The sequence below is a fragment of the Aeromonas sp. s3 genome (genome assembly GCF_040907805.1).
Classification (GTDB): domain Bacteria; phylum Pseudomonadota; class Gammaproteobacteria; order Enterobacterales; family Aeromonadaceae; genus Aeromonas; species Aeromonas dhakensis.
In genome coordinates, this window is record NZ_JBFOCQ010000006.1 from 77,297 (window position 1) to 95,105 (window position 17,809).

18 protein-coding genes are annotated in these 17,809 nt (G+C 63.1%); 6 read left to right on the forward strand and 12 right to left on the reverse strand.

The features are described 5' to 3' along the window. The first annotated feature begins 65 nt into the window (after positions 1-65). On the forward strand, positions 66-566 hold the full coding sequence (locus tag AB5Y98_RS01030) for a 2TM domain-containing protein (protein WP_017763864.1): 501 nt from the start codon (positions 66-68) through the stop codon (positions 564-566). Between the two features lie 156 nt (positions 567-722). On the opposite strand, the gene AB5Y98_RS01035 is transcribed toward AB5Y98_RS01030, so the two are convergent. The 6 genes from AB5Y98_RS01035 to lptD are packed head-to-tail and all read right to left on the reverse strand — an operon-like array spanning position 723 to position 7,476. Next, positions 723-1,544: a symmetrical bis(5'-nucleosyl)-tetraphosphatase gene (locus tag AB5Y98_RS01035; protein ID WP_005304169.1), complete on the reverse strand. Its 822-nt coding sequence runs from the start codon at positions 1,542-1,544 to the stop codon at positions 723-725. Positions 1,545-1,550: 6 nt separating this feature from the next. Then, a complete protein-coding gene (gene apaG, locus AB5Y98_RS01040) occupies positions 1,551-1,913 on the reverse strand; it encodes a Co2+/Mg2+ efflux protein ApaG (protein WP_005304166.1) in 363 nt (120 codons plus the stop codon). A 4-nt stretch (positions 1,914-1,917) separates the two neighbouring features. Then, positions 1,918-2,730, reverse strand: a complete 813-nt coding sequence (gene rsmA / locus AB5Y98_RS01045) for a 16S rRNA (adenine(1518)-N(6)/adenine(1519)-N(6))-dimethyltransferase RsmA (RefSeq protein WP_005304162.1) — start codon at positions 2,728-2,730, stop codon at positions 1,918-1,920. Continuing rightward, positions 2,720-3,715, reverse strand: a complete 996-nt coding sequence (gene pdxA, locus AB5Y98_RS01050) for a 4-hydroxythreonine-4-phosphate dehydrogenase PdxA (protein WP_005304160.1) — start codon at positions 3,713-3,715, stop codon at positions 2,720-2,722. The genes rsmA and pdxA overlap by 11 nt, the downstream gene beginning before the upstream one ends. Beyond that, complete coding sequence (gene surA / locus AB5Y98_RS01055; RefSeq protein ID WP_005304159.1) at positions 3,715-5,013, reverse strand: peptidylprolyl isomerase SurA; 1,299 nt, start codon at positions 5,011-5,013, stop codon at positions 3,715-3,717. The genes pdxA and surA overlap by 1 nt, the downstream gene beginning before the upstream one ends. A gap of 30 nt (positions 5,014-5,043) precedes the next feature. Further along, a complete protein-coding gene (gene lptD, locus AB5Y98_RS01060) occupies positions 5,044-7,476 on the reverse strand; it encodes an LPS assembly protein LptD (protein ID WP_368231125.1) in 2,433 nt (810 codons plus the stop codon). A gap of 174 nt (positions 7,477-7,650) precedes the next feature. Between lptD and AB5Y98_RS01065 the strand changes: the two genes are divergently transcribed. Genes AB5Y98_RS01065 through djlA form a run of 3 tightly spaced genes read left to right on the forward strand, consistent with a single transcriptional unit; the run spans position 7,651 to position 10,176 of the window. Beyond that, positions 7,651-8,661, forward strand: a complete 1,011-nt coding sequence (locus AB5Y98_RS01065) for an aminoglycoside phosphotransferase family protein (RefSeq protein ID WP_368231127.1) — start codon at positions 7,651-7,653, stop codon at positions 8,659-8,661. After that, on the forward strand, positions 8,658-9,326 hold the full coding sequence (gene murU, locus AB5Y98_RS01070; protein WP_368231129.1) for an N-acetylmuramate alpha-1-phosphate uridylyltransferase MurU: 669 nt from the start codon (positions 8,658-8,660) through the stop codon (positions 9,324-9,326). Before AB5Y98_RS01065 ends, murU begins: the two co-directional genes overlap by 4 nt. Before the next feature lie 19 nt (positions 9,327-9,345). Further along, on the forward strand, positions 9,346-10,176 hold the full coding sequence (gene djlA / locus AB5Y98_RS01075; protein ID WP_017779140.1) for a co-chaperone DjlA: 831 nt from the start codon (positions 9,346-9,348) through the stop codon (positions 10,174-10,176). Between the two features lie 77 nt (positions 10,177-10,253). Here djlA and AB5Y98_RS01080 read toward each other — a convergent pair whose 3' ends face one another. From AB5Y98_RS01080 to ettA, 3 genes are all read right to left on the reverse strand, one after another. After that, entirely contained in the window at positions 10,254-11,597 is a 1,344-nt protein-coding gene (locus AB5Y98_RS01080) for an NCS2 family permease (protein WP_005304142.1), read from the reverse strand. Between the two features lie 260 nt (positions 11,598-11,857). After that, positions 11,858-12,193: a hypothetical protein gene (locus AB5Y98_RS01085; protein WP_005304138.1), complete on the reverse strand. Its 336-nt coding sequence runs from the start codon at positions 12,191-12,193 to the stop codon at positions 11,858-11,860. Between the two features lie 96 nt (positions 12,194-12,289). After that, a complete protein-coding gene (gene ettA, locus AB5Y98_RS01090) occupies positions 12,290-13,957 on the reverse strand; it encodes an energy-dependent translational throttle protein EttA (protein ID WP_005304135.1) in 1,668 nt (555 codons plus the stop codon). A 241-nt stretch (positions 13,958-14,198) separates the two neighbouring features. Here ettA and AB5Y98_RS01095 point away from each other — a divergent pair, with 241 nt between their 5' ends. Next, complete coding sequence (locus AB5Y98_RS01095; protein WP_368231131.1) at positions 14,199-14,774, forward strand: Crp/Fnr family transcriptional regulator; 576 nt, start codon at positions 14,199-14,201, stop codon at positions 14,772-14,774. Positions 14,775-14,831: 57 nt separating this feature from the next. Continuing rightward, positions 14,832-15,341 (forward strand): YgjV family protein, encoded by a 510-nt coding sequence (locus AB5Y98_RS01100; RefSeq protein ID WP_368161871.1) that lies wholly within the window; start codon positions 14,832-14,834, stop codon positions 15,339-15,341. Between the two features lie 90 nt (positions 15,342-15,431). On the opposite strand, the gene AB5Y98_RS01105 is transcribed toward AB5Y98_RS01100, so the two are convergent. The 3 genes from AB5Y98_RS01105 to AB5Y98_RS01115 form a co-directional block, all read right to left on the reverse strand. Further along, positions 15,432-16,262: a 5'-methylthioadenosine nucleosidase gene (locus AB5Y98_RS01105; RefSeq protein WP_368231133.1), complete on the reverse strand. Its 831-nt coding sequence runs from the start codon at positions 16,260-16,262 to the stop codon at positions 15,432-15,434. 108 nt (positions 16,263-16,370) lie between these two features. Continuing rightward, the gene (locus tag AB5Y98_RS01110; protein ID WP_368231135.1) at positions 16,371-17,225 is read right to left on the reverse strand and encodes a transglycosylase SLT domain-containing protein; all 855 of its coding nucleotides are present in this window, start codon (positions 17,223-17,225) and stop codon (positions 16,371-16,373) included. 208 nt (positions 17,226-17,433) lie between these two features. Continuing rightward, positions 17,434-17,622, reverse strand: coding sequence for a hypothetical protein (locus tag AB5Y98_RS01115; protein WP_005304119.1), 189 nt, complete (start codon positions 17,620-17,622; stop codon positions 17,434-17,436). Positions 17,623-17,809 lie beyond the last annotated feature (187 nt).

Here is a 17,809-nt window from a genome sequence, read left to right on the forward strand (position 1 = left end):
GTCGTGTCGCATGCCACCCTCCGGCCCCTATGCTGGCCCCGTCAATCAACCACAAGGAGTTCGAGATGATCGTCAGGAAGTTGAGATTGCAGCGGGGCTGGTCACAGGAGCAGTTGGCCGCCTTTACCGGCCTGAGCGTTCGCACCATTCAGCGGATCGAGCAGGGTCAGCAGCCCGGACTGGAATCCCTCAAGGCCCTGGCCGCCGTCTTTGAGCTCGAGGTGGCGCAACTTGACGGTACAAGCCAACAGGAGCATGAAATGAGAGGGAGTGACACGATGGAACGGGATCAGATCCGGGTATCGGTAGAGGAGCGGGCCGCCATGCGCTATGTGGAGGGGCTCAAGGGCTTCTATTACCACATCGCCAGCTACCTGCTGGTAATATGCGGGCTGTTTGTCATCAACTACCTGAGCAACCCTGGTTATATCTGGGCCTGGTGGCCGGCACTGGGCTGGGGGCTGGGGCTGATCTCCCATGCCATCAACCTGTTCCAGCCCTTCAAGCTGTTCGGCCCCGAGTGGGAGCGACAGCAGATCGAGAAACGACTGGGACGCAAGCTCTAGGGTGAGCTGTGCACCATAAAAAACGGGCCCGGCAATGCCGGGCCCGTTTTGTTTTGCAGCCTACCCGGCGTTGGCGGGACTGTGAGTGGCGGTCAGCGCATCATCTTCATGGCACCACAGGGTGAGGCTCTTATTGTCCAGACGCTCGCCTCACCATTACTTGGCGTAGGTAGGGCAGGGGGTCGCGATCAGGGCATCATCTTCATAACGCCACAGGGTGAGGCTGTTGCCCCAGACGCAACCGGTGTCGAGCGCCTTGATATCCTGCTTGCCGGTGTTGCCCATCAGGGCCGCCCAGTGGCCGAACACCAGAATGGGGTCGTCCACATGGTGTTCGCGCTGCTCGAACCAGGGGCGCAGGCCCGGGGTCGACTCGGTGGGGCCCTTCTTGCATTTGAAGTCGAGCCGGCCGTCGAAATAGCAGAAGCGCATCCGGGTGAAGGTGTTGATGATGTAGCGATAACGTTCGATCCCGACCAGATCGTCCTGCCAGCCATCGGGCTGATCGCCATACATGTTGTGCAGCAGCCACTGGTACTGATCACCGCGCAGCAGGCTTTCCACCTCGCGGGCACAGTTGCGGGCGGTGCGGGCGTCCCACGCCGGGGAGATGCCGGCATGCACCATCATGATGGGCAGGTCGGGGTGCTCCGCCAGCAGCGGGCGGTGGCGCAGCCACTCCAGCAGCTCGTCCCGATCCGGGGCGTCCATCAGCTCCTGCAGTCTGTCTTTCTTCTTGAGCGGGGCGACCCCATCGGCGACTGCCAGCAGGTGCAGGTCGTGGTTGCCGAGCACGGTGACGGCACGGTTGCCCAGCCCTTTGACGAAGCGCAGGGTGTTGAGGGAGTCCGGGCCGCGGGCGACCAGATCGCCGCACAGCCAGAGTACGTCGTTAGCGGGATCGAACTCGGCCAGATCCAGCAGACGGCGCAAGTCGTCGTAACAGCCCTGGATATCGCCAACAAAACAGTTCGCCATGAAACCTCAGTTGATAATGTGGGGGACGGCCAGCGTAAAGGGTGCGATAGGCACCTCGAATTGCTGCCCCGACTCGTCTTGCAGGGTATAACTCCCTTCCATCACGCCGAGCGGGGTGGCCAGCGGCACGCCGCTCTGATAGCGGAAGGTCTCGCCGGGGGCGATGACCGGCTGCTCGCCGACCACGCCGGGGCCTTCAACTTCCAGCATCTTGCCATTGGCATCTGTGATGAGCCAGCGCCGGCGCAGCAGTTGCGCCGGGCCGGGCCCCAGGTTCTCGATCTCGATGAGATAGTGGAACTGGTAAGGGTCTTTGCTGTCCGCCACATACGAGGGGTATGGGCGGACCAGGATGTGCGGGGTTGCCACGGGATCAGGCCTTTGGCTGATCCGCCAGCCAGTTGGCGATCATGACGAACTGCTCGAGGGAGAGGTTCTCCGGGCGCAGGTTGCCATCGATGCCAAGTTCGGTCAGCTGGGCGTCCGTGATGAAGTTGGAGAAGCTGTTGCGAATGGTCTTGCGACGCTGGCCGAAGCCCTCGGTGCAGACCCGGTTCAGGCAACGAATGTCTTTCGCGACAATAGTCGGGTTCTTGTGCGGGATCAGACGGACCACGGCAGAATCCACCTTGGGCGCCGGCTTGAAGGCACCAGGGCCCACTTCCAGCACAGGCACTACCTGGCAGTAGTACTGGGTCATCACGCTCAGCCGGCCGTAGGCCTTGCTGCCCGGGCCGGCGGCCAGACGCAGCACCACTTCCTTTTGCAGCATGAAGTGCATGTCTTCTACCCGATCGGCGAACTCGCACAGGTGGAAGATAAGCGGGGTGGAGATGTTGTAGGGCAGGTTGCCGAAGATGCGCAGCGGCCCCTTGCCTTCCCCCATTAGGGTGCTGAAGTCGAAACGCATGGCATCGGCTTCGATGACGGTGAGCTTGTCCTTCAGGGTCGGGTGCTCGCGCAGGCGCGCCGCCAGATCCCGGTCCAGCTCGACCACGGTCATCTTGTCCATCTGGGCGGCGACCGGCTCGGTCAGCGCGGCCAGACCCGGGCCTATCTCCACCAGGTTCTGACCCGGCTGTGGATTGATGGCGGCCACGATCTGGTCGATCACGTAGCGATCGTGCAAGAAGTTCTGACCGAAACGCTTACGGGCCGTGTGGCCCATGTGCACCTTACTGCTCATATCTTTTTTTCTCTACCATCTTGATGGCGTGGTTGATCGCGGTGATCAGGCTGCCGGAGTCGGCCAGGCCCTTGCCTGCCAGATCCAGTGCGGTGCCGTGATCCACCGAAGTGCGGATGAAAGGGAGTCCAAGGGTGATATTGACCGAACTGCCGAAGCCCTTGTATTTGAGCACGGGCAGCCCCTGGTCGTGGTACATGGCGAGTACCGCATCCGCATCCTTGAGGTATTTCTCCTGGAACAGGGTATCGGCCGGCAGCGGGCCGACCAGATCGATCCCCTCCTGGCGCAGGCCGGCCAGGGCGGGTTCGATCACATCAATTTCTTCACGGCCGAGGTGGCCGCCTTCCCCGGCGTGGGGGTTGAGGCCGCAGACGTAAATGCGGGGCTTGGCGATGCCAAACTTGGCTTTGAGATCCGCATCCAGGATGCGGATCACCTTGCCGAGGCGATCCTCGGTGATGGCCATCGCCACATAGGCCAGCGGAATGTGGGTGGTCGCCAGCGCGACCCGCAGCCCTTCGGTCGCCAGCAGCATCACCACGTCGGCGGTGTTGGATTGCTGGGCGAAGAACTCGGTGTGACCGCTGAACGAGACGCCAGCCTGGTTGATGATCCCCTTGTGCACCGGCCCGGTCACCACGGCGGCAAACTCGCCGCTCATGTTGCCGTCGCAGGCGCGTTGCAGGGTGGCCAGCACGTAGGCGCCATTGCCCTCGTCCAGCTTGCCCGGTATCACGGCGGCGCCGAGGGGAACCGGGCAGACGGTCAGGGTGCCCGCCCGCTGCGGTTGTGCCGGCTGACCGGCATCATAGGGCAGCAGCTCGACGGGCAGCCCAAGCAGGGCGGCCCGTTCGCGCAGCAGCGCCGGATCGGCGATCACCACCAGCTGGTGCGGCCAATCCTGCTGGGCAATCTGCAGCACCAGATCCGGGCCGATCCCGGCCGGTTCACCCGGGGTAATGGCGAGGCGACGACAGGTCATTAGCTGCCGGCGCCTTCGATCTGGATGTAGGCTTCGTCACGCAGCTCGTCCAGCCAGGCCTGGGACTCTTCGGTGAAGCGGCGGTTGTAGATCAGCTGATAGGCGCGCTGCTCCTGGGCCTTGGTGGTGGCATCCTGGCTGCGGCGCTCTTCCAGCTGGACGATGTGCCAGCCGTGGGTAGTGCGGAAGGGTTCGCTGATCTGGCCCGGTTGCAGGCGGTTGACCATGTCGCGGAACTCGGGCACGTAGACGTTGGGATCGGACCAGCCCAGTTCGCCACCCTGCACCGCGGAGCCCGGATCCTCGGAGTACTTCTCTGCCAGGCTGGCGAAGCTCGCCTTGCCGCTCTTGATGTCGTGCAGGATGCCGTCCAGCATCCCCTTGGCTTTCTCTTCGCTCAGGATGATGGAGGGCTTGATCAGGATGTGGCGGGCGCGCACTTCGGTCTGCACCACCTGCTGCTGGCCCTTGCTGTCGAACACCTTGATGATGTGCAGACCGGCACCGGAGCGCAGCGGGCCGACGATGTCGCCCTTCTTGGCACCCTGCACCGCTTCGGCCATCAGGGTCGGCATCTCTTGCGGGCTCATCCAGCCCCAGTCACCCCCTTCCAGCGCCTTGGGTCCGCTGCTCTCGGCAATGGCCATCTTGCGGAAGTCGGCGCCCTGCTTGAGGGCGGCCAGGATGCGTTCAATCTTGCTCTTGGCGGCGTTGAGCTGCTCGGCGCTTGGGTTGTCCGGCAGGGCAACCTGGATGTGGCCGACATGGTACTGCTGTTGCTGCTGACCCTGCTTGGCCAGGATATCCACCACCTGCTTCACCTCCTGCTCGGAGATGTTGATGCGGCGGCGCACCTGGTTGCGGCGCACCTCGTTCATCAGGATCTCGCGGCGCACCTCTTCCCGATACTGGGCATAGGTCAGCCCCTCGCGATCCAGCTGGGCACGCAGCTGATCCAGGGTCATCTTGTTGTCGGCGGCGATGCTCTGGATGGCCTGCTCCAGCTGGGTATCGCTGATCTTGAGGCCCTGGCGCTCGGCCAGCTGCAACTGCAGGCTCTCCTGGATCAGGCGGTCCAGCGCCTGTTTGCGCAAGGTAGCGTCATCGGGCAGGGACTGGCCGTTTTCCTGGGCGGAGATCTTGACCTTCTGGACCAGGGCCTCCTGCTGGCTGGCCAGCACCACGTCCTTGTTGACCACGGCAAGCACCTTGTCCATCAGCTCGGGGGCGGCGAAGGCACCCTGGCTCATGGCTCCGAACAGGCCTGCAGTCAGCAGGGAAATCAACGTCTTCTTCATATCCATCTCTCAAGGCGTTTGCCAGACCGCTTATTGGTCTCGCAGGTTAAACGGACGAATGTAAGGCAGTGCTTCGGTGTCAAGGGAGGTGCCCTTGGAGCCGGTACCCACGCTACCCAATCCTTTCATTTCAAACTGAATGCCCAGGCTGCGCTCCGAGGTCGGACGCAGGGTCACGTTGTCCGGAGTGTTGACCCACTCCAGGTTGAAGTTGATGCTCCAGCAGCAGGAGTCGTACTTCAGGCCCACCTTGCGATCAGACTTCACGCTCTGGTTGAGCTCCTGGTAGTAACCCCCGTACAGGTGCCACTGATCGTTGAGCGGCGTGGTCAACAGCAGGCCGATCTGGTTGAGGTCGGTGACCTGTCCCCGGTTTTCGAGATCGTAGTTGGCGTCGCGCACGAAACGGTGGTTCAACTGGCTGATCAGCTTCTCGTGGCGATATTCGAGGGCGCTGTTGGAGGAGCTGAGCCGGCTCTGGTCCATATCATATTGCGCGCCGGCATGGGCAAACCACTGCTCGTTGATCTTGGCATCCCCCTCGAAGGAGAGCGGGGAGCGGGTGTTGGTGGTCAGGGTCTCGCTGGGATAGAGCTTGACCCTGGGCGCAACGAAATCGAAAGCTTGGGCAACGGCCAGCCGAATTCGTTCATCGCCGACCTCATCATATACCCGGCTGGTGAGGCCGATGGAGATCCTGTTGGAGTCGCTGATGCGATCCAGGCCGGCATAGCGGCGGTCGCTGAACAGGCTGTAGTAGTCCTGGCGCATGGTGGTGGAGTCATAGATGCCTATGTTGTCCTGATCCTTGTAGGGCACATAGAGGTACTGGAACTCCGGCTCCAGGGTCTGGTTGGCATCGCCGCCGAACCAGTTCTGGTTGCGCTCGAAGGTCATGCCGCCCTTGAGGCGGAACGACGGCAGGGTGCGGGTGATGATCCCTTCGTCCAGCGTAACCCCGTTGGCCCCTGCAGGGGTGAAGCGGCTGACGAAGGTCTGGCTCATGTTGTCCGGCACTTCCTGATCGTAACGGGTGTACATCAGCTTGTACTGGCTGTCGAGGTAGTAGCCTGCCTCGTTGATCAGCGGCATGGTCAGGGTCGGGGCCGTGTAGACCCGGGTGCCGGTGTAGGCGCCGCCCTGGTTCTGGGCGATGGCCTGGGCATTGTTGTAGCCGAACTTGGTGATCTCGGTGTTCCAGGCCAGATCGTACCAGCTGCCCTGCTGGTAGTAGTTGTGGTCGATGCGCGGCATCAGCTCGTGGGGCTGCTGGGCGCTGGCCAGCAGGATCTGGTAGGTGCGCACCTCGGTGTTGATGTTCCAGTTGGGCTGGAAGTAACCGGCCATCAGGGACTGCTGCAACTGGTTCTCGACCTGGGTACCCACCTTGGGGGAGAAGTCGTTGAAGTAGTTGTAATCCCGATCCCGCACCTTGGTGTAGTCGAGCGACACCCGCATGGCGTTGTCGGCAAACAGCGAGGTGTGGTTGGCGTTGAGCAGGTAACGGTGACCGTCGGACATGGCCTGGTTGAGGCTCGGGGTCTCGTCGTACTGCTTGTCGTTGGCCAGGTTCTCGAAGTAGAGGCTGCCCACGTGGGCCGGATCCGGCATGTAGCGGAACTGCACCTGCTCCATCAGGCCTCGTCTGTCCATGAAGCGGGAGGTGATGGTGGCATCGTAGTTGGGGGCTATGTTCCAGTAGAACGGCTGGGTGATGTCCATGCCGTTCTTGGAGCTCTGGGTGTAACCCGGGTAGAGCAGGCCCGTCTTGCGCTCATCCTTGATGGGGAAGTTGATGTACGGGAAGTAGAACACCGGATAGTCGTAGAGCCAGAGGCTGGCGTTCCAGGCCTCCCCGAACACCTCGGTCTGATCGATGTCGATGCTGCCCGCCTTCAGGGTCCACACTTCCTGGCCCGGTGGGCAGGTGGTGTACTGGGCCCCTTCCAGGGTGATGTTCTGGTTGTTGTTGGTCATGGTGACCCGGTCGGCGGAGCCGCGCACCGGCGAGCCATGCACCTGATACTTGCCCTCTTCCAGCTCGGAATTTTTGGTATCCAGGTTGGATTTCAGGGTCTTGTCGCTGGTGACCGTGATCTGGCCGTCGTTGTAATAGATGTTGCCGATGGCGATGACGTCCCGGCTCTTCTGATCGAGCTCGGCGTAGTCGGAATCGAACTTGCGCACGCCCTGGCGCACCTTGACGTCGCCCTGATAGACGGCGGTGCCGCCCTGCTTGGCTTCGAGGCGATCGGCATCCACCTCCACGGGCTGGGCATTGGCGTCGGTGCCGGGCGCCAGTTTTTCAATTTTGGGGACATAGTCATAGCAGAGCCCGTCCAGGATCCCGGTGGCGGGAGGCGGCGTCAGCGGCGCTGCCTGCACGATGGCAGGGGTCAGGGCAGGAACAAGGCTGATGGTCAGGGCGATGGGATAGGAGTATCCCAGTGTCCGTTTTGTCATGTGAAAGACTCGCGCAATCCGTGGTAGCTACGGCTGATTCAAGACATGCATTTTACGACAGGATTCATCGAGTTGACATTGCATGTCATTGCTTTATGTTAGCCGGCAATGATAAAGCATTATTGCGGCCAGGGCTAACAGCCAAGTGCTGCTTTCCAATTTGGTCCCCGACTTATGCACGATCGCGATTCCCTCTTGCTGCACTGGGCGCGCCGGATTTCCGGTGATGCCAGCCTTCAGTTGACTCTCATTTCCGGTGACGCCAGTTTTCGCCGCTACCACCGTGGCGGTGGCCTGATCTGGGTGGATGCCAACCCTAAAACCGAAAAGAATCATGAGTTTGTCCGCAATGCTTCGGCCCTGCACGCCGGCGGCCTGCTGGCCCCCGAGGTGCGGGCGGTGGACTACGAGCAGGGGCTGCTGGCGGTGACCGATCTGGGGGATACCCAGCTTATCGGCTGCCTGAACGCAGACAATGTGCAGGCCTGGTACGGCAAGGCCATCGCGCTGCTGCCCCGTCTCGGCGCCGTTGAGCTGGACCTGGAGCCTTTTGATTCCGCCTTTATGGCGCGGGAGAACAGCATCTTCCCCGAGTGGCTGCTGGGTCACCATCTGCAACTGACCCTGAGCGATGAAGAGCAGCAGCTGCTCGATGAGACCTTCGCCTGCCTCACCGAGAACAACCTGACCCAGCCGCAGGGGGTGATGCACCGTGATTTTCACAGCCGCAACCTGATGGTGTGCGGCGGTGAGACCCCGGCCGACAGCGAGCTGGCGGTCATCGACTTCCAGGACATGGTCATCGGCCCGCTCAGCTATGACCTGGTCTCCCTGCTGAAAGACTGCTACGTGCGCTGGCCGGACGCGGTGATCGAGCAGGGCATGCGACTCGGCTTCGACACTTTGCAGCAGGCCAAGCTGCTCGGCGGGCTTGATTACGCCGCGTTTCGTCGCGCCGCTGACCTCACCGGCATGCAGCGCCACCTCAAGGCGGCGGGCATCTTCACCCGGCTCTACCACCGTGACGGCAAGTCCGGCTACCTCAAGGACATTCCCCGCACCCTGGGCTACGTGGTGGATGTCTGCCGCAGCCATGGCGTCGCCTATCCGGTGCTGGCCCGCTTCGGCCAGTGGCTGGAGCAGGTGGTGCTGCCCGGGCTGGCCCGCAGCGGAGTGGCGTCATGAAGGCGATGATCCTGGCCGCCGGTCGCGGCGAGCGGATGCGCCCGCTCACCGACAGCCTGCCCAAGCCACTGCTGGCGGTGGGGGGCAGGCCGCTCATCGTGCACCATATCGAAAAACTCAAGGCGGCCGGTGTGACCGACCTGGTCATCAATCACGCCTGGCTTGGTCACAAGCTGGTGGAGGCGCTCGGCGATGGCCGTGCGTTCGGGGTCTCCATCCACTGGTCGGCCGAGGAGAGCGCGCTGGAGACCGCCGGCGGCATCGTACAGGCGCTGCCGCTGCTGGGCAGCGATCCTTTTCTGGTGATCAACGGCGATACCTGGCTCGACCTGGACTATCGCACCCTGGTGAGCCAGCCCCTTGGCGACCAGCTGGCTCACCTCTGGCTGGTGCCCAACCCGCCGCAGCATCCGGCGGGGGATTTTGCGCTGCAGGCGGGCAAGGTGGTTGATACACCGGCGCTGACCTTCAGTGGCGTCGGGCTCTATCATCCCGCCGCCTTTACCGGATTGGCGGCGGGGGCACGCAAGCTGGCGCCCCTGCTGCGGGGGTGGATGGCGCAAGGCAGGGTGGGCGGCAGCCTGCTGGCCGGCGAGTGGCGCGACATAGGGACGGCCCAGCGGCTGCACGAGCTGGACGATCAGTTGCAAGGACGCACTCATTAATTTCACGAGGTCTTGAACCATGCGTATTTGGGGTAAGGTGCTTGGCGCCTTCTTCGGTTTTCTGCTCGGCAACATCTTTGGTGCCCTGCTTGGCCTCTGGATCGGCCACCGCTTCGATCGGGGCATGGGCTTGAATTTTCGCCGCGCCCCCACCCAGCAACAACAGGCGGTCTTCTTCCACGCCACCTTCGCCGTCATGGGCCACATCGCCAAGGCGAGCGGCCAGGTGACCGAGCAGGAGATCCGGGTCGCCTCCAACCTGATGGACCGGATGCGGCTGGCAGGGGAGCAGCGGGCTCGCGCTCAGGAGTCGTTCCGCCAGGGCAAGGAGGCGGACTTCCCGCTGCGGGAGACCCTGGCCGAGTTTCGCCAGGCCAGCCAGGGCCAGCGCGATATCCTGCGCTTCTTCCTCGAGGTACAGCTGCAGGCCGCCTTCGCCGATGGCAAGGTCGAGGCCAGCGAGCGTGCCATCCTGCACACCATCGCCGACGAGCTGGGCTTCAGCCGTATCGAGCTGGCCCGCATCCTGGCGATGGCCGAGGCGCAGATGAACTTCTTCAACCGGGCCCACGGCGGTCAGTATCAGAATGGCGGGCAGGGTGGTCAGCAGTATCGGCAGGAGGCCCCCTCCCGTGACAGGCTCAAGGATGCCTATCAGCTGTTGGGGGTGAGCGAGAGCGACAGCGATCAGGAGATCAAGCGCGCCTACCGTAAGGAGATGAGCAAACATCACCCGGACAAGCTGGCCGCCAAGGGCTTGCCGCCCGAGATGATGGAGATGGCCAAGGAGAAGACCCAGGAGATCCAGCAGGCTTGGGAGTGGATCCGCGAGGCGCGCGGCATTCGCTGAGCGCCCCTTCATCAGCCATAAAAAAATGCCCGTCGCTGACGGGCATTTTTGTTTGCGCAGTATTTGTGCGTCGCGGCTTAGTGGCTGTCGACCCAGACAAACTTGAGTACGAACAGCAGGGCCACCACCAGCACGCAGGGGTTGATCTCGCGCCAGCGGCCGGTACCCGCCTTCATCACGCAGTAGGAGATGAAGCCCACGGCGATCCCCTCGGTGATGGAGAAGCTGAACGGCATCATGACGGCGGTCATGAAGGCTGGTACCGCTTCGGTCAGGTCTTCCCACTTCACCCGGGTCAGCTCGGAGCACATCAGCACGCCCACGTAGATGAGGGCCCCTGCCGCCGCATACGCCGGCACCATGGCTGCGACCGGGGAGAAGAAGATGGCCAGCAGGAACAGCAGGCCGACCACGATGGCGGTCAGACCGGTACGGCCGCCGACGGCAACGCCTGAGCTGCTCTCGATGAAGGCGGTGACCGAGGAGGTGCCCATGAAGGCGCCGCCGACGGAGCTGGCGCTATCCACCAGCAGGGCCTGCTTCATGCGCGGGAAGTGCCCCTTGTCATCGGCCAGCTTGGCGCGGTTGGTGACGCCGATCAGGGTGCCGGAGGAGTCGAACAGGTTGACCAGCATGAAGGAGAAGATGATCCCGGCCAGGCTGATGTCGAGCGACCCCATCAGATCCAGCTGGCCGAACACCGGCTCTATGCTGGGAGGCATGGAGACGAAGCCCTTGAAGGTGACGTCGCCAAACAGCCAGCCCAGGGTGGTGGTCACCACGATGGCGATCAGCACGGCGGAGTGGACGCCGCGGGCGGAGAAGATGCAGATCAGGAAGAAGCCGAGCAGCCCCAGCAGGCAGGGCAGGGAGGTGAGGTTGCCCACGGTCACCATGGTCGCGGGGCTGGCCACCACGATGCCGGCGTTGTGCAGGCCGAGCAGGGCGATCAGCAGGCCAATGCCGGCGGTGATGCCGACCCGCAGGGTGAGCGGAATATTGGCGATGAGCCAGTAGCGCACCCGCAACAGGGTGAGGATCAGCAGGCCCATGGCGCCCCAGAAGATGGTGCCCATGCCCACTTGCCAGGAGTAGCCCATGCCGGCCACCACCACGAAGGCGAAGAAGGCATTGAGGCCCATGGCCGGTGCCAGCGCGATGGGCAGGTTGGCCAACAGGCCCATCAGGATGCTGCCGATGCCGGCGATAAGGCAGGTGGTAACGAACACGGCCTGGGTGTCCATGCCCGCCGCAGAGAGGATCTGCGGGTTGACGAAGACGATGTAGACCATGGTCAGGAAGGTGGTGATGCCGGCGATCACTTCGGTGCGGGCGTTGGTGCCATGGCCCTTCAGGGCAAACAGACGCTCAAGCAATCCTTGCCCGGCGGCCTGTGCGGGGGCCTGGTGTGGTTGATTCATGTTGGATTCCAATAGGTGACGTGAAATAAGCAGCAGGAGAGGGGCATCCTCCATGGGGGAGTGACGCCCGCTTTCTGGTGGTTAAACAACCAGACTCGTCCTGATACCGTGACAGCGCGCACATTTTTACACAGGCGGCGCCGTTTACAAACCCCGGATCTGCGAGGCGGATCAATGAATAGAGCAAAAATTCAAACGTTTTCCCCGCCGAAAATAAAAAAGGTTCTCGCTGGAGAACCTTTTGAGGGGCTGGGATCGGGTCAGAGGGTCTTGAAGTAACGCTCCACCAGCTGGGCCAGCACGGAGTCGAGCTTGTCCTGCACCTCTCCCAGTTCCCGCCCCAGGCGGCGCAGGAAGAGGCTGGCCTGCTCCTCGCTCAGTTTGCGGCCGTCGATGAAGAACTCCTGCTCCGGCAATTGCTTGTCATAGCGGGGCAGCAGGGTCCAGTTCACCAGCTCCGGCTCCACGGCGGCGAAGATCCTGGCGGCGGCGGCACAGAAGGTCTCGATGTGCGCCTTGCCGTCCGGCCCGAGGCAGCCCGGTTCAACCCGGATCTGGATGGTCAGTTTCTTCTCTGTGGTGGGCTGGGTCGTCATCTTGCTACATCCATGCATAAAAGGTATCCGTCTTGGATTGTAAGCCATCGGGCACAAGAAAGGGGAGCCTGGGCTCCCCTTGTCGCATTTGCCGGTTTACTTGGCGATGCGCTTGTACTTGGCTCTGTGCGGCTGGACCGCCTCGGCGCCGTAGGTCTTCTTCTTCCACTCTTCGTATTCGGTGAAGTTGCCTTCGAAGAATTCGATCTTGCCCTCGTCCTGGTAGTCCAGGATGTGGGTGGCGATGCGGTCGAGGAACCAGCGGTCGTGGGAGATGACCATGGCGCAGCCCGGGAACTCCAGCAGGGCGTTCTCGAGGGCGCGCAGGGTTTCGATGTCCAGATCGTTGGTCGGTTCATCCAGCAGCAGCACGTTGCCGCCGGTCTGCAGCAGCTTGGCCAGGTGCAGACGGCCGCGTTCACCACCGGAGAGCTCGCCGACCCGCTTCTGCTGATCGGCACCCTTGAAGTTGAAGCGGCCGATGTAGGCGCGGCTCGGGAACTCGTAGTTGCCGATGCGCAGGATGTCCTGGCCGTCGGCGACTTCCTCGAACACCGTCTTCTTGTCGTCCATGCTGTCGCGGAACTGATCGACAGAGGCCAGCACCACGGTTTCGCCCAGGGTGATGGCGCCTGAATCCGGCTGCTCCTGACCCGACATCATGCGGAACAGGGTCGATTTACCGGCACCGTTCGGGCCTATGATGCCGACGATGGCCCCCTTCGGAATGGCAAACGACAGATCGTCGATCAGCACCCGGTCACCGTAGGATTTGCGCAGGTTGGCTACTTCCACCACCTTGTCGCCGAGGCGCGGTCCGGGCGGAATGAACAGCTCGTTGGTCTCGTTGCGCTTCTGGTAGTCGTTGGTGTTGAGCTCTTCGAAGCGGGCCATACGGGCTTTGGATTTGGCCTGACGGCCTTTCGGGTTCTGGCGAACCCACTCCAGCTCTTTCTCGATGGACTTGCGACGCGCCGCTTCCGTGCTGGCTTCCTGCGCCAGACGGGCATCTTTTTGCTCCAGCCAGGAGGAGTAGTTGCCCTCCCACGGGATACCCTCGCCGCGGTCCAGCTCCAGGATCCAGCCGGCCACGTTGTCGAGGAAGTAACGGTCGTGAGTGATGGCAACGACGGTGCCCTCGTAGTCGTGCAGGAAGCGCTCCAGCCAGGCCACGGACTCGGCGTCCAGGTGGTTGGTCGGTTCGTCCAAGAGCAGCATGTCCGGCTTTTCCAGCAGCAGGCGGCACAGCGCCACACGGCGGCGCTCACCACCGGAGAGGTGCTTGATCTTGGCATCCCAGGCCGGCAGGCGCAGGGCATCGGCCGCGCGCTCCAGCTGGTTTTCCATGTTGTGGCCACCCTGGGCCTGGATGATGGCTTCCAGCTCGCCCTGTTCGCGGGCCAGCTTGTCGAAATCCGCATCCGGGTCGGCGTAGGCCGCATAGACCTCGTCCAGCCGGGCCATGGCGCGCTTCACCTCGCCGACCGCCTCTTCGACCGCTTCGCGTACGGTCTGCTCCGGATCCAGCTTGGGCTCCTGCGGCAGGTAGCCGATCTTGATGCCGGGCTGCGGACGGGCTTCCCCTTCGATCTCGGTATCTAGCCCTGCCATGATGCGCAGCAGGGTCGATTTACCGGCGCCGTTCAGACCCAACACACCGATCTTGGCGCCCGGGAAGAAGGAGAGGGAGATGTTCTTGAGAATATGACGCTTGGGCGGCACTACCTTGCCGACCCTGTTCATGGTGTAAATAAATTGAGCCATTGGCTAATTCTCTTCCTTTTCAGCAGGTTAATGTCTTGGCACTAACAGACTGATGTCGTGGTGGGGCCAGGTCGGCGGGTCGCCAACCGGGTTCCAAAAAACCCGTCGATTGTAAACCAATGGGCGAGGGGGGGCAAAGGTGGTACCCGGCCGGCGATCCCCTTTGCCGGGGCCATCACAGCCTGCTGCAACGGGCCGCCAAACTTGGCATGATGAAGGCCCAGTTTGCCCCGGAGTTTGCATGACCAGCCAGCCCTCTGCCCCGCCTCTGGCGGCCACCCTCGCCGCCATGGGGTTGGCACCCGCCATCGGCGAGCCGCTTGCCGGCCGCCTGCCCCGTTTGACCTTGCAGCCGGGTCAGCCGCTGCTGGCCCAGGGGGCGATGCAGGAGTCGGCCTTCTATATCGAGCGGGGCATCACCCGTGCCTGCCACTACGCCCGGGGCGGGCAGGAGCGCTGCAAGGAGTTCTACTTCGAAGGGGAGCTCTGCCTGCTCTACGACAGCTGGCTCACCGGGTCGCCTGCCCGCTACCAGCTGGAGGCCGTCACGGCGCTGCAACTGGTGCGGGTGCCGCTCGCCCTGCTGGACGAGCCCGCCTGGCAACCGGTTTGCATGGCCCTGCTGCGCCAACAGCTGTGTTACAAGGAGCGCAAGGAGGCCTTCTTGCTGCTCCACTCCCCCGAAGAGCGCTACCGGGAGCTCTGCCGCACCTTCCCCCACTGGTCGGCGCGGCTCACCCAGGTGCAGCTCGCCAACTATATCGGCATCAGCCCGGTCACCCTGTCGCGGATCCGCCGGCGCATTAACACGGGTTAATGCCGCGCCTCGCCCATCCCCGCCATGCTGGGCCCCTCGAACAAGCCTGGAGTGGGGATGATGTCGCTGTTTTTGTGGTCACAACTGGTGGTGAGCCTGGCGCTGCTGCTGGATCTGCTGTCGTTTCAGCTGCGGGCGCGCCGGGCCATTCTGGCCTGCCTGGCGCTCTCCTGCGCCCTCAATGGCGCCCATTTTGCGCTGCTGGGACAGTGGTCGGCCGCCCTGCTGCTCTGGCTGGCGAGTCTGCGCTTCGTGGTCAGCATGCTGGCCACACGCCGCCTCTTGATGTGGCTCTTTATGGGGTTGTCCTGCCTCGCGGTGCTCGCCACCTATCAGGGGCCGCTCGTCCTGCTGGGGTTGCTGGCCAGTCTGCTGCAGACCCGGGCTGCGTTTTGCCCGGATGATCGCCTGCTGCGGCGCTGGATGCTGCTGGGCACCCTCTGCTGGCTGGTCAACAACCTGCTGGTGGGGTCGCCTGTGGCGGCGCTGATGGAGGGGCTGTTTCTGGTCAGCAATCTGGTGGGCTACTACCGCCACTATGGGCGCAGGGCATGTCCGGGGAGTTGATATCGGCTGCGGGAGAAACCGTGGGGCAAGTCCTGCCTGATAGGGATTACCAAGCAGAGAGGCCGCCATAGTGGCGGCCTCTCTGGCATGTCAGGCTTTGTTGAAGCCGTTGATGAGCGCTTTTGCGTAATCGATGACGAACTGCTGGCAGTGGATGGCGGTCTGCGGATCGAACTCCTCGCCGTGCAGATCGCTGTTGGAGAGCACCCGGATGCCGACGAAGGGGACCTTGTAGGCCTCGGCTACCAGGGCGGAGGAGGAGGTCTCCATCTCTTCTGCTGCCGTGTTGTAGGTCTGATGCAGCCAGTTGATGCGGGCGACCTGGCGGTTCCACTCGTCGGCGGTGCCTATGATGCCGGGGACCACCCGACCGTGCCGATAACGGTCAGCCATGCCGAGGGCGCGACCAACCAGCTCGGGATCGCCGGCAAAGGAGGCGTGCTCCACCAGCTTTCCGTTGTCGCGCAGGCGCATGGTGACCTCGAAGTTGTGCCATCTGCTCGGATCGACGCCCTGCTCGGCGGGGGTCAGCTCACTGCGATAGGCTCCCATGTTGAAGCTCCTGGTGCCGATGACGATGTCACCCCGGTGCAGCGCCGGATCGTGGCCGCCCGCCGTGCCCTGGTTGATGACGAGGCGCGGCCGGAAGCGCTCCATGGCGAGGGTGGTGGCCGCGGCGGCATTGGCCAGTCCCACCTCGGTGCGGGAGACGACCACCGGATAACCCGAGAGGGTGCCCTGCCAGTAGGTCCAGGTGCCCACGGTCAGCTCCTGCTTCTCCTTGAGGGCGGCCACCAGGGTCTCGACTTCGACGTCCATTGCCCCCTGGATCAGGATGGGGGCCGGATTGGCCGCCACGACGGCGGAGGAGCAGAGGGCAAGCAGGGTGAGCAGGCGCGAGCAGCGTTTGATGAAATTCATGGATTACCTGTAAAACGTGCGAGAAAGCGCCGGATCCTATCGAAAGGCAAACGGTTGCGCAAATTCGGGTGTGATTTTTATCAATAGCGGGCCAGCAGGGAGCCGGGTTCAGGGCTGCTTGTGGCCGGCGAAGTAGAGTACCCGCCGCACATATTGCTGGGTCTCCTGATAGGGGGGGATGCCGCCATACTGCTCCACCGATTTTTCGCCGGCGTTGTAGGCTGCCGACATCAGGGTCCAGTTGCCATCGAAATGGGTGTGCAGCCACTTGAGATAGGCCACGCCGCCCTTGATGTTCTGCTCCGGATCGAAGGGGCGGGTCACCCCGAAGCGCTGCTGGGTCTCGGGAATGAGCTGCATCAGCCCCTGGGCATTCTTGGGGGAGACGGCGCGGCTGTCGAGGTTGGATTCGGCGATGGCGATGGCCAGCACCAGCCGCTCGTCGATGCGGTGGCGCTTGGCAGCGTGGCGCAGCATGGTGGCCAGCTTCTGCTTGGCGGGCGACTGGCGGGCCAGATAGGCCTCCAGATTGAAGGGGGTGGTGGGGATGGCGGCGAAGTAACCGCCGGATCCACCGACGCCGCTGCCGCACTGATCCCCCATCACGGCATTGCCGACCCGGCTGTTGTAGTAGCGGGCGGCCTGCTGGTTGCCAAGGCGGATCGCCATGGCCAGGTAGGCGTTGGCCATGCGGGGGTTGCGAACCGAGCCCGGGCCGGTGGCGAGCAGGCGGCCGATGCGAAAATACCCTTCCGGGTTACCCGTGGTGGCGGCGGCGCAGTAGAAGTGGATGGCCTGGGTCAGGTTGCCCTGACTCTGTGCCTGCTGGCCTTGCTTCAGTGCGCTGAGCGCCTTGGGCGCCTGTCTGAAATCCCTGCTTTGCGCCGCTGCCTGCCCGGTGCCGGCCAGCAACAGCGATAAAAAAAGCAGCAAAAACAGCCTGTTTTCGCTGAGGCTCGACATGGATTCTCTCCTGTTGGGGTACAGAAGATATAGGGGAACATGGCCCGTTCTGCCATTAATCCAGTGGATCCTGTTGTTATTGATCCGGGTATCCAGAGATCAAAACGATATGGAACCAATGACCGATGCAGTCCTAGCAGGGGCTGGCCGTGCATCCAGGTGGCCGGTGGCGATAAAGAGGTGGCTAAATCAGTTGTCCCTGGCCCCCTCAGACGTCGAGGTGATAGGGCTGCTCGTCCGGCTCGGCGGCGGGCAGCTGGCGATACATCAGGCGAATTTCGCTCGCCACCCAGAGTGAGAGCAGGCCGAGCAGGCTCAGCAGCGGCATCAGGGTATGGCTCTGTTGCAGTCCGTAGGCAGACAGGGCGGCGCCCAGCAACAGCAGAATACGGATCATGAGGTGACTCCTTCTCATCATGGTGAGGGGGCGGATGCGTGCCCGTGTGGCACCAAGTGCGGCCAGTATACCCCAGCCGGTGCCCGGCAAACCGCCATCCGCCTCACATCCCCATCCTAAGGGGGGAGGTGGTGCGGCGCCATTCCATTAACTCATCAAACAATTTTCAGCCGGCCGTGGCAGGGCG